Origin of the sequence: Enhygromyxa salina (genome assembly GCF_002994635.1) — a bacterium.
In the GTDB taxonomy this organism is placed as follows: Bacteria; Myxococcota_A; Polyangia; order Nannocystales; family Nannocystaceae; genus Plesiocystis; species Plesiocystis salina_B.
The window spans coordinates 26450-38589 of the sequence record NZ_PVNL01000105.1 but is presented as its reverse complement, the minus strand read 5'-3'; the positions used below and the strand labels follow the sequence as shown (position 1 = coordinate 38589).

Annotated in this window: 8 protein-coding genes; 3 read left to right on the top strand and 5 right to left on the bottom strand. The window is 70.6% G+C overall.

Annotated elements, in window-relative coordinates:
* Positions 1-35 precede the first annotated feature (35 nt).
* Positions 36-914: a PorT family protein gene (locus ENSA7_RS26055; RefSeq protein WP_146158139.1), complete on the bottom strand. Its 879-nt coding sequence runs from the start codon at positions 912-914 to the stop codon at positions 36-38.
* Positions 915-1028: 114 nt separating this feature from the next.
* On the opposite strand from ENSA7_RS26055, the gene ENSA7_RS26050 reads away from it, so the two are divergent.
* Positions 1029-1973, top strand: a complete 945-nt coding sequence (locus ENSA7_RS26050; protein ID WP_106092055.1) for a hypothetical protein — start codon at positions 1029-1031, stop codon at positions 1971-1973.
* Here the strand turns inward: ENSA7_RS26050 and ENSA7_RS26045 are convergent.
* Complete coding sequence (locus ENSA7_RS26045) at positions 1930-2928, bottom strand: COX15/CtaA family protein (RefSeq protein WP_106092054.1); 999 nt, start codon at positions 2926-2928, stop codon at positions 1930-1932. The two genes, ENSA7_RS26050 and ENSA7_RS26045, sit on opposite strands and share 44 nt — an antisense overlap.
* A gap of 2 nt (positions 2929-2930) precedes the next feature.
* Positions 2931-4007, bottom strand: coding sequence for a ribonuclease H-like domain-containing protein (locus ENSA7_RS26040; RefSeq protein WP_106092053.1), 1077 nt, complete (start codon positions 4005-4007; stop codon positions 2931-2933).
* Between the two features lie 107 nt (positions 4008-4114).
* Here ENSA7_RS26040 and ENSA7_RS26035 point away from each other — a divergent pair, with 107 nt between their 5' ends.
* Both ENSA7_RS26035 and ENSA7_RS26030 read left to right on the top strand, forming a co-directional pair.
* On the top strand, positions 4115-4969 hold the full coding sequence (locus ENSA7_RS26035; RefSeq protein WP_106092052.1) for an immunity protein Imm33 domain-containing protein: 855 nt from the start codon (positions 4115-4117) through the stop codon (positions 4967-4969).
* Between the two features lie 326 nt (positions 4970-5295).
* Entirely contained in the window at positions 5296-5958 is a 663-nt protein-coding gene (locus tag ENSA7_RS26030) for a nucleotide-binding protein (RefSeq protein ID WP_106092051.1), read from the top strand.
* Positions 5959-6132: 174 nt separating this feature from the next.
* Here the strand turns inward: ENSA7_RS26030 and ENSA7_RS26025 are convergent, their stop codons facing one another.
* Positions 6133-7986, bottom strand: a complete 1854-nt coding sequence (locus ENSA7_RS26025; protein WP_181234112.1) for a metallophosphoesterase family protein — start codon at positions 7984-7986, stop codon at positions 6133-6135.
* A gap of 205 nt (positions 7987-8191) precedes the next feature.
* Positions 8192-12136: an AAA family ATPase gene (locus ENSA7_RS26020; RefSeq protein WP_106092049.1), complete on the bottom strand. Its 3945-nt coding sequence runs from the start codon at positions 12134-12136 to the stop codon at positions 8192-8194.
* Between the last annotated feature and the right edge of the window lie 4 nt (positions 12137-12140).

Here is a 12140-nt window from a genome sequence, read left to right as displayed (position 1 = left end):
CGGTGACCGAGACCACCCGAGCCGACACGGTCGACCTAGAACGCGTAGAGCAAGCTGGCGCCGCCGAACAAGCCGACGTTGTCGGTGATCTCGAAGCCGAAGCCCGGACCGCTCATGTCGCCCGCTTCGAACCGGCCGTTGGATCCAAAGCCGGGGTTGCTGTCACCTGGATCCGGCGGCATCTCGGTCGGGCCCTGCAGGCGCGAGCCCGGGTTCCAGCGGAACACGGCTCCGAACTCGGGGGCGATCGAGAAGTTCTCGCCGAGGCTGAGCATGATGATCAGCGGGACCTCGGCGGTCAGCTGAAGCGGGTCATCGAGGTCGTTGCCGACGTCCGTGCTGTTGACGTAGTGCTGAAACCCGAGCCGACCACCGATCCCGAAGTCAGCCTGGAACGGCCAGTTGCCTGCGGGCTTGCCGAGGATCCAGTACACACCCTCGACGCTCGATCCGATGTACGCGAGCGTGCGGGTGTTCTTGGTGCACGAGGCGTCTTTTTGATCGGTGCCACAGTCGATTGGATCACCCGTGAAGTCGGGCTCCCGGTAGCTGAAGGTTGCGACGCCGAGGTTGAGGCCAATGTGGAAGTGATCGGTGAGGTAGTAGCGGACGTTGACGCCGGTCAGGCCCGCGAGCGTCCGCGCAGCGCCGAGCGACAGGCGGCCGCCGTGACTCAGACGCTCCATCTCGCCGAGCTCGGCGGAGGCGGCGACTTCGTTCTCGAGCGTGACCGGAGCAGTTGCCTCGACCTGTTTGACGGCCTCGTCGTTGACCTCGGCGGATGCGTCACTCGCTTCCGCGGCTTCGACGGCTTCGGCCGCGGGCTCGCTCGCCGGAACTTCGCCGGCCAACGCAATGGACGAGATCGAGAGCGCAGCCAGGGCGCACGCGGGAGCGATCAGCTTGTGCAGCATGGGGTGCATCTAACCGGGCCTCGGGGTTGGCGGCAAGCCCGGCGATGCAATCGAGCGCCAAAGATCACGGCTGGACCCCGGCACCTGGCGCAAAGGTGAGGCATGATACGACCAGTGAGTCTGCCCCCTGCCCCATCGCCTGGACCCTCGCTGGAGATCGACGAGGTTGAGCATCAGGCCCTGGACCTGCTCGATGAGCTTCGCTGCGGAGCTGCCTGGATCGCCGCTCAGCGGGCTCAGGACGAGGTTCTGCCCGAGCCCCCGGCGGATCCCCAGGCGGATCCCCAGGCACCGTTCGACGACCGGGATCGGGGCCACGGAGCCACGGCCCTCGCAGCGGCGATCGTCGAGGCCGGCGAGGATCCTGGCCGGGTCGCCGCGGCCGAGCCGATCGCGGCCGCCCTGCTCATGCGGCTCGTCACTGAGGTCGCGGCGAGCTTGGTCGATGCAGCGCACGCGCTCGCACAGTCCGAGTCGCGCGGGGATCTGACTCCAGGCGAGCTGTCCGAGGTCGCGGCGCTGCTGAACGAGCGCCCCACGCTGAGCCCGGCGATCGCCCCGGCGGTCGAGACCACGGGCGTGGTCTTGGGGCTCGATCGGGCCTCGATCGCGTGGGCGATGCTGATCAGTCTGGGCGAGCGGGCGGACATCGCTGCGCCGCCGCAGCTGCGAGCCTGTTCGACGGCGATCGCCGACCGCCTGCAGGCCGCCCACCCGAGCGGCTCGACGTTGGGTTCGAGCTCGATCCCGACGCCGCTGCGAGTGTTTCGAAGCGCGGCCGTGATCGCGGCCGGGCCCTCGGTCCGCGCGCGGGTGCTCGCGGCGGATCACCCCGAGCTGCTCGCGCTCGCCGGCCGACTCGTGGAGACGCACTCCGATCCCGTCGAGCTCGTCGGGGCGTTCGACGCGGCTCGGACCGCGCTCGCGGACGCCAGCCGTGAACGAGCGGCACCGACCGAGCCCGCTGCCGAGCGCCCCAAGCGACGCTTTACGGTGGTTCACCTGAGCTTGGCGCTCATCGTGCTGGGTCTGACCCTGTGGCACTACCTGTGGCGCTGACTGTGGCGCTGACTGTGGCGCTGAGGACCTCGAGCCACAGCAGCACGAGGGCGACCCACAAGCAGGTCGCGAGCGCGAGGTGGACGAGCTGCATCCAGCCCGGCGCCGAGAGCATGATGTTGACGACGCCCGCACACAGCTGGGCGACGACCAGGCCGGCGACGATGTTGCCCACGCGCCGCACCGCTGGCGGCGCGGGCAGGCCCGGCAGCGCGATCGCCAGCCACAGGAGATACAGCCCAACCGCGCAGGCCAGCAGCGGATGCACGATCCGCATGCGCTGCAAGAAGTGGCCGGTCGTCGATCCATCGACCGAGCGGAGCGACTCACCCGCGCTGACCGGATACAGCGTGTCGCCCAGCGCCGTGACGGCGCCGCTCATCGACACCAGCAGCACGGCCGCGAGCCCACCCGCCACCAGCCACCAGCTCGCCCCGTGCCGAGCCGGCGCGAACGCGTGCAGACGCCGGGGCCGATCGTCGACGCTGGCCCACGCGGCAGCCCCGAGCGCGCCCATCAGCAGGCAGGTGTTGGTCAGGTGGATCGCCATGACCACCGCGCGCGCGACCGAGTCGTCGTCTTCGACCAGACCAAAACCGACCAACCCGGCGCCGAGCAGCGCTTCGAGCAGCAAGAACGCGACGGCCAGCACGGTCCCCGAGCGAGCGGGATGCGGGGCCGAGAACCGACGCCGGGCCCACACCATGAGACCCCCAGCGAACAGCAAGGACAGGCCCGAGGTCACCCGGTGGGTCAGCTCGATCACGGTCTCGATGCTCTGGGGTCGGTGCACGACCTCGCCGTGGCAGGTCGGCCAGTGCTGGCCACAGCCCGCGCCCGAGCCGGTGATCCGGACCCAGGCGCCGAACACGATCACGGCCAGGGTGTACGCCAGCACGACCCACGCCACGCGCGAGAAGCTCGAGTTGGCGGAGTGGGCTGAGGCTGCGGGCATCGTCACCAGTCGTTGCGAAATGGGAGCAGGTGCTCGCGCAGGTGCCGGAACACGGCCGCGGTCGCGCGCACGTCGGCAGCGTTGTAGGCCGCAATTGCCTCGATGTCACCGCGCGCGTAGGTCGGCGCCACCATGGATCCGTCGAGCTCGCCCTTGGGGCTCTCGACCCCGAGCGCCCAGCAGATCACGTCGAGCGACGCGCCCCCCAGGCTCGAGCGACCGTGGCCCAGCAGCCGATACAGATCCAGGTGCGGCCGCAGCGAGAACGGGCTGGACAGCAGGTCGACGCGGGCCGGCACGCCCAGGATCAGGCTGCGCGTGACCAGAAATGGGACGTCGAAGCCGCGCCCGTTGAAGCTGACCACCAGCTCGGCGGCGTCGGCGAGGTGCCAGAAGCTGCGCAGCAGGTCGGCCTCGGTCATGGCCCGGACGCGCTCGGGGTACGGGTCTTGCTCGCGGCCCTCCGGCGGCACGACCAGGGTCGTGACGGCGTCGCTGTCGGCGTCGCTGAACGCGAGCGAGACGACCTTGCCGTAGTAGGGCGAGAGGCTCATGACCTTGCCCTCGTCGCCGTCGTTGCGCTCGGCCGCGCGGGCCACGGCCTTGACGACGGCCTCGGGCACGGCGCCGAGATCGATCGCAGGCACGGTCTCGATGTCGAACACCAAGATCTCACAGCGCAGGCCCTCGACCAGCTCCCAGCCGGGGCCCCAGATCGCCTCGGGCTCCCAGCTGTCGTCGTCGCCGAGCACGCGGATGCGGGTGACGTTGAGCTGCACGACGTCGCGGAAGCTGGCCACGGTGAACAGCAGCTTGACGACCGCGCCCGGCTTGACCACGGCGCCCGGGTTCGGCGGCGTGGCTTCAGGGTTGGCCTCACGGTAGGCCCGGGTGTCGCCCCAGATCTTGCCCGCCAGCTTGGCGCTGGCGTCTGCGAGCACGAGATCATAGTAGCCGTCGCCCGAGCGGCTCAGGCCGTGGCGAATGCTGCGGACCGCGACGAACGCGGTAGCGACCGTACCCACCGGCAGCTCGTGAACGTCGACGAGTCGGTGGATGTGGGGAGGGGCGGCGCTCATGGGTTCGGGCCGCACTCTACGGGGATCGTCGCGCAGTGGTCCAGCGCGACGAAGGGTCTGAATCCAGGCTGGTTGTGCGGTGTGGAGCGTGGCTCGATACTCTGGGGGTGCGATCTTCGTTTGGCCGGAGGCTCGGTGCGCTGGGCATCGTCGTGTTGGGGTTGGGGTCGGGCTGCAAGGCCGAGCCCTCGGTCGAGCCGGCGGCGGCGGGTGAGCAGCCCGAGTCAGCGAGTGAAGGCGCGCGCCCAGGCGAGTGGGTGATGGCTTACGGTGCCCAGACGATCTACGTGCACGCCGATCCGGCGCTCGGCGGCGAGGTCGAGCGGCTGCTCTTGCTGTTTGGAGATCTGCTGGCGGAGTCGGTGCCGCTGACGGCGAAGACCCGGCTGCCGATCGGCTGGACCACGCTGACCTTCGCCGCGGATCAGGATCGCCTGGTCGTCGAGGAGCCTGACTACGACAACGATCCCGAGGCCAACACGCGGCCAGACATCTCGGTCTCGCTGGCGACTCTGGCCCGGCAGCGGGCGGTGCTCGAGCAGGTCGGGGTGCCCGGCGAGGCGATCGACTTCGATCAACACGTCCTCACGGTCACCGGTGTGCTCGAGCGCGATGAGGTCATGTTGGTCCGGGTCGAGAGCCCCGGCGGGCGCCTGACCGGCTGGCGCTTGACCCCCGCCGAAGGGCTCGAGGAAGCCGACGAGGTCGAGTCGGTGCCGGTTCACGTGATCTTCAACGCGCGGCCCGAGCTGCTCGACGCGATGCTGCTGCCGCCCGGATACCTGGCGCTGTACGGCGGCGGGCGGCTGACCACGATCGTCAACGAAGCCAACGAGATCGTGTGGGACTGGGCGACCGACGGAGATCTGCCGCGCGACCGCGCGAGCGAGCTGGGGTCGTTGATCGGCGCCGGGGCGTTCGTACCCAAGCCGCGCCCGAAGCCGCTGCTCGAGCCGCTCTAGATCCGAGATCACTCGCGAGATCGTGTCGTGGATCGTGTCGCGCTCGAGCGCGCCGCGGGATGCCACCCACTCGCGAGATCGCGGACAGGATCACGCGGTAGATCGCTGAGGCGATCCACATCATCGCAAAGATCATTGCGGCGTCACGCCGTGATCGAGCAGACCGGCGAGACGTCAGATCGTCGACAGGGTCGCCTCGTCGCACGAGCACGACGATCGCAACGCGATCGAGTCGGACCGGCCGCGAGCCGATCACATGTGTTGCAGTTCGGGGCCGAATACGCCAGAAACTGGACTGCATCGATCTGATCGCTAACGTGCCGCCCATGCTCCTCGCGCTCGCAGGCTTAAAGGGTGGGACCGGACGAACGACGCTCGCCGTGGCTCTGGCTGCCGAGGCGCGCGCGCGCGGACGCCGGACCCTACTCGTCGACCTCGACCCCCGTGGCGATGCCCACGCCTGGTCGCTGAGCGCTAATTCCCAGGCTCCGACCACCCTGCGGCTCCCCGGCGCCAGCCCAGGCCAGGCCGAGCGGATCCGCGGGCTGGCGTTCGGCCACGACCTGACCGTGATCGACACCCCCAGCGATCCCGAGGTCCTGGCCGTGGTCGCCGAGATCGCCGAGCTGACCCTGGTCCCCTGCCGACCCAGCCCGATGGACGCGTGGGCGGCCGTCGACACCGTCGAGACCTGCCTGCGCGGCCGCGGGGCGCTCAACTTCCGGATGCAGGTCGCCGTGGTGCCCAACGCCGTCGAGCTGCGCTCGACGATCGGCGCGGCGCTGCCCAATGATCTGCGCGCGCTCGGGCTGCCCGTGCTCGAGTGCGCCGTCGCCCGCCGCGTCGCCCACCAAGAGGCGATGGCGCACGGCTCGACCGCCAGCCTCGACGCCCCCGCGAGCGCGGCGGCCCGCGACATCAATGAGCTGCTCGATGCGATCGAGGCGCTGCAGGCCCGCTACGGCGACATGCGGCACCTGCATCACTAGTCGGGCACGAACGACAGGCCGTCGAAGCTCAGCGCCCAGGTCCCGTAGCGCGAGCGTGCAGTCGCCGGCGAGCGTTGGTGATGGGCGGCGCAGATCCGAGAACCACGGCCGACGCGGGCCGGAAGTCGCGGGTCGTGCTGGGCCGCGACTGCTCTGCGCTCGCCCGGTCTCGACTCACTGCCGGATCATCAGCCTGTCGTAGCGCATGTCTGCCATGCCCGCGGTCACCATGGCGACCGCGCCGCTGTCGGTGGTCGGGAAGGTGTCGTCGTTGGCGTCGAGCAGCAGGGCGCCGCCGAGGTAGATCTTGTGGTTGCTGCCGCTGCGCACGATCTTCAGGTCCGTCCACTGGCCCTGAACGTCGCCGTTCCACGTGTTCGACGCGATCTCGCTGAACTGCCCGCCCTCGACGGCGACGAGGCGGGCGTAGCTGAACTGATGGTTGATCAGCACGCGATAGTAGTTGTCCTCGTCGGTGATCGCGTACATCAGGCCAAAGGCGTCATCGTCCTCGACTTTGATCTGCACGGACAGCTCGCCGGCGCCGAACCGTGTGCTCGGATCCACCATCCACGTCCCCCACGTCGCCACGTCCTGGCCGGTGTGGCCGGCGACCGTGCTGTGCGCGTTGCCGGTCGCCCGAAGCACGTTGCCGTGGTTGTTGCCGTCCTCGTTGTAGATCGCCCAGTTGGCCGCGCCCTCGTTGGTCTGCGCGTGCTGGTCCCAGTGAGAGAAGGACGCGTTGTTGTGGAAGCGCTCGACGAAGTCGGCCGTCCCGTTGGTCGGGATCTTCATCCGGAAGCTGGCGATCTCGCTCATCGTGCTCTGGCCGGCGTCGAGGCGCTTGGCCTCGAAGTACTCGTCGGTGACGTGAAACACCCAGGCGCCGACATGGTTGAAGAAGGCTCCGCCCTTGTAGTCGCGCAGCTCGAAGAACTGCTCCGCGCCGCCGTTGTTGAACTCGACGCGCCCGGGATCGTTGGTCCACACGCCGAGGCTCGCGCCGGGGTCGTGGGCGGAGGGCTGACGCAGCGCGCCGTCATCGTCCACGCCCGAGTGCATGTGGCCGCTGAGGATCGCCACCACGTTGTGGTCGTCGAGGGCCTCGAGATAGTCCTCCCGCTCAGCGTCGCTCCACCAGCTCTCGCTGAAGGCGTCGAAGCCGAAGTGCTGGAAGATGACGACGGGCTCCTCGGGCCCGACCTGGTTGAGGCGGTTGGTCAAGAAGGTGATGGACTTGGCGATCACGTCTTGGTCGCTGTTGTCGGCGACGTCGAGGCCGACGAAGTACACGCCCTGCGTCTCGAAGGCGAAGGAGATGTCCTGGTTGTAGTCCGTGACCGCGGCCTGCGAGGGCTTGGCGAGGTAGCCGTGGCGCCCGATCGAGGGGTGCCGGCCCTGGTTCTCGCGGATGTACTGGCGCTGTTGGTTCTTGGTCTGGTGCCAGGCCGTGCCGCCGATGTACATGACCTCGGAGGGGCAATAGTTGGTCGAGTAGTGATCGTGGTTGCCGGGGACCTGGTAGACACTGAAGTCGATGTCGGGATTGCGTCCGGGCTTGAACAGATCCTTGTAGTCGCGCCACTCGTCGCACTCGAGCTGGTTGGTCAGATCGCCGCCGACGAGCAGAAACTCCATCTGCTTCTGATCGCCGTCGATCCAGTCTAGCTCGGGGACCTCGGCCTGGATGTCGAGCAGCAGCTGCTCCTTGCCGCCCTTGTCGGCGACGTCGCCGTGCAGCTGCGGGTCGGCGACGAAGGCGAAGGTCAGATCTCGATTGCTGACGACCGGGGCCGTGCTCGCCTCGGGAGCCTGCAGCGAGCCCACGTCGGGCTCGCCCAGGTCCTCGAGTTCGCCGTCGGGCTCGTCGCCGATATCATCGTCGAGTTGGTCCTCGACCAGCAGCGCGTCCGGGTCGTTCTCGCCGAGATCGGCGCACGCCGGCGTGATGCCGGCGAGCAACACCGCGACGCAGGTGGTCAGCAGTTGCGGGTGGGGACAGCTGTTGGGGTTGGTGTCGGTGCTCATGATGTCGTCCTCATGTCGGCGTGTTGCCTTCCATGGACTCACCATGAGCCGCGCTGCTCCGAGTGGCGATGACGGCCGCTTGTCCCCGCTTGCACCCGCTGCTGCAATCGCCCGCGTCGATCGTAGTCCGTCGGCGAGCGCGAGGGTCACGTCGTTGTAGGAGGGCTGGCGCGCTCGGGCGACGCGACGCCAACTGCTCGGCGATCTAGACCACGCGAGGCCCAACGACGCGGACACGACTGCGGCCAGACGCGACCGGCTCGACCCGAATCTCCACACCGATCCGCTCGGCGAGCCCGGGCACGTGGGAGATGACGCCGATCTGTCGCCCCTCGGCCTGCAGCGCGTCCAGAGTGCTCACCGCGACATCGAGGCTGTGGGCGTCCAGCGTGCCAAAGCCCTCGTCGATGAACAGCGAGTCAATCCGGCAGTCGTCCGCCGAGAGGCTCGCCAGCGCCAGCGCCAGCGCCAGCGAGACCAGAAATTTCTCGCCCCCCGAGAGCCCACGAATACTCCGGACCTCGTCGCCGAGATCATGATCGACGAGCTGCAGCTCGAGATCGTGATTCGGCACGCGACCCAGCGCGTAGCGAGGCTTGAGCTCGCGCAGCTGCGCGTTGGCCTGGGTCAGCAACAGCTCGAGCGTGAGGCTCTGGGCGAACTTCTGGAATTTGTCCCCGGTCGCGCTGCCGATCGCGTCGCGCAGGCGACCCCACACCCGGGCGGTGTGTTCGAGCTCGCGCAGGCGGGGGGCCAGCTGATCGGCCAGCGACCGATCTTCACGATCGCGGCGCAGCTGGTGCTCGACCTCGAACAGCTGGCGGCGCAGTTGCTCGTCCTGGGCTTCGAGCTGGGTGCGGCGAAGCTGCGCGCGATCCCGGGCCAGCGGCGGTGGACCCTGCTCGGCGTGCGCGGCCACGACCCGCTCGCGCTCACCGACGACGGCCCGACGGCGCTCGAGCTCGGCCCGGGCCTGGTCGATGACCCGACGGGTCCGCGCGGCCCAGCCCTCGGACCACAGCTCGTCGCGCGCGAGCAGCTGCTCGAGGGCCTCGGGGTCGACGCCAGCCTCGGCCAGCGCCGCGTCGACGCTGGTCTGGGCCTCCACGCTGCGGGCCCGCAAGGCCACGACCTGCTCGGTGAGGGTGTGGGCGCGGGTCCGCTGGGCTTGCAGCTCGCGCTCGACCCTCGCGCGGGCGTCCTTGCTGGCCTCTCGATCCTGGCTGGCGAGCTCGACGCTGGCCTCGAGCTCGCGCACGACCTCGGCCGCCGGCCGACCCTCGAGCAGCGTGGCCCGCTCGTCTCGGAGCTGCGCGAGCAGCTCGTCGAGCTCGCGCAGCTCGAGCTCGAGGGCGTCGCACGCCTCAGCCCGGGCCTGGCGCTGGGAGCTGAGCTCGGCCCGCCGGGTCTCGAGCGCGCGCTGGCCCTCCACGGCTTGCTCGCAGGCTTGGCGCTGGGCAGAGAACGCCTGGGCCCCGGCGTCGAGCCGCGCGAGCAGCTCGGGGCCAGCGCTGTGCAGGCGCGCACGGAACCCTATCGAGTCGCCTGGCCCGTCCCCCGCCCCATCGACATTGACGTCGACCTCGAGGGCTGCGAGCGCGGCTGGCCCGACATCCTCGAGCTCGGCCCAGCTGGCGTCGAGCTCGGCGTCGAGCTGGCGACCGCGGGCGTGGGCCTCGTCGAGCTCTCGGGTCATGGCGTCGTGCTCACGCTCGCTGGCGTCGACCCGCGCGCGGCGATCTTCGTGGGCGCGCTCCGCCTCCTCGCGCCGGGCCTGCCGATCGCGCTGGCGATCGAGCAGGTCCTCGACATCGGCGCGCTGGCTGGCCAGCGCGCGGGTCCGCTGCTCGAGCTCTTCGCCGATCGACCACAGCGCGGCCCCGAGCTCGGGGACGTCGAGGCGCTCGGGCAGCGCGAGCCCCCCACCCGCCTCGCTGCGTGGGACCGCGAGCAGCGACAGCTGCTGGTCGTGGGCGGCAGCCAGCTCGGACAGGTCCTCATCGACGGCGGCCGCCCCGAGCTCGGTGTCCGGCAGCAGCGGACCCGCGGCCAGGCCCTCGCCCCACGCGTCCTGCAGCGCGGCGTGATCGCGTGCGAGCTCGCTCGCACGCCGGGCGAGCGCGGCCAGTCGCGCGGCGGCGATCTGCTCACGGCCGAGCTGCTCGCCCTGCTCGCGCTGCAGCTCGTCGCGCTCGCGCATCAGGGCCTGCACGCGGGCGCGCTGCTCGGCGACCACGGCGTCGACGGGGCCGTGCTCGTCGGCGGCTGGGTGTTCGTGCGCGCCACACAGCGGGCAGGCCTCGCCGGGCCGCAGCTCGGCGCGATGCTGGATCAGATCGCGGACCGCCTCGAGCTGGCGTAGGCCCCGCTGCGCCTCGACGAAGCCCTGCTCGGTCTGGGCCAGGGCCGCCTCGACCCGACGGCGCTCGGCGGCCCGATGGTCGCGCTCGAGCGCTTGCTCGGCCCGCTCGAGACCCAGCTCGGCCTGCGCGCTCGCCAGCCGCTGGAATTCCTCGTGCACGACCCGCAGCACCGAGAATCGCTCCCGGCACCGATCCAGCACAGCCTGCCGATGGCGCAGCTCGGCGAGCGGCGGGTGAGCGTCGAGGTCTCGCTCGACCTTGTGGAGCCGCGAGCGGGCCTGCGTCCGCAGCTTGCGGGCGCCCTCGAGCTCGCGCTTGGCCTCCGCGCGCTCGCGCTCACACCGATCGCGGCGCGGACCCAGCTCGGCGACCCGCTGAGCCACGCCCGCGCGGGCGTCGATCCAGCGTAGCTGCTGCTGCAAGAGTGAGCGGTAGTGGGGCCAGTGCTCGGCCAGCGGCGCGAGGGCCCGGTGTTGATCCAGCCAGCCGCGGGCGCCCGCGAGCCTCGCCTCGGCCTGGGCGATCCCCGAGTCGATGTGCTCGAGCTGCGCCTCGCTGGCCGCGCGGGCCTTGCGAGCGAGCTCGAGCTTGGCCGCGACCCGGGGCCGGTCGGTTTCCGCCGTGGAGATCTTGGTGTCGAGCTGGCGCGCACGATCGACCTCGCCGCCCTCGCCCATGAGCCGACGCCTGCGCTCGCGGGCCCGGGCCAGCTGCTGCTCGTGGTCCTCGAGCGCAGCGCCGAGCTCGGCCAGCTGGGTGACGATCAGCGGCAGCTCGCCGGTGACGAACGCGAGGTCGCGCTCACACGCCTCGAGCTCGCCAGCGCGGCGCTCGCGGGTCAGCAGCCGCTCGCGCACGGCCGCGACCCGCTCCACCCGCCCCAGCAGCGCCTCGGTCTGGGCGAGCTCGGCCTGCCCCTGATCGAGCTCGGCCAGGTTCGCGCGCGCGGCCGTGAGCGCCTGGGCGAGCTGGTCCGTCTGTTGGTACCAGCGAAGGGCCGCGTCGGCGGCGATCCGCTCTTGCTCGAGCGCACGCCGCTTGGTGCCCGTGGCCTCGGCGTCGGCCTCGAGCTCGCGGCGGCGCGGCTCGGGCAAGATCCGCAGCTGCTCGCGCTCACGGGCGACGAGCTCGAGCTCGCGCTCGGCTTGCTTGGCCCGCTCGAACGCGCCCTGGCCGAGCTCGCGGTACAGCCAGGTGCCCGTCATCCGCTCGAGCAGCTCGGCCCGCTCGCCCCCGCTGGCCTCGAGAAACGCCGCGAACTCGCCCTGAGCCAGCAGCACCGAGCGCCGAAATTGATCGAAGTCGAGGCCGAGCCGGGCCTCGATCGCCGCGAGCGTGTCGCCCTTGCGATCGGCCGCGATCACCCGGCCATCGACGGCGTCGATCAGCTGCATCTGCTGGTGTTGAAGCCGCCCGTCGGCCCGGCCCCGCGCGCGCCGAAGCTCCCAGCGGGCCCGCCAGCGCCGCTCGTCGATGCCCAGAAACTCGACCTCGGCCCAGCCCTCGGTCGCGCCGTGACGGAGGATCCCGCGGACGTCGGTGGCCCGGACCCCGGCGCCGGGATCTTCGCCCGGGTTTGTGATCACCACGCCGCCGCGATTGGCGAAGCGCGGGGTCCGATCGAACAGCGCCAGGCACATTGCGTCGAGCAGCGTGGTCTTGCCTGCGCCGGTCGGACCAGTGATCGCAATCAGCCCAGCGTGCTGAAGCGGAGGCGCGGAGAAGTCGACCTCGAAGTGCCCGGCCATGCTCGCCAGGTTCTTGCCGCGTACGGCCAAGATCCTCATGGAG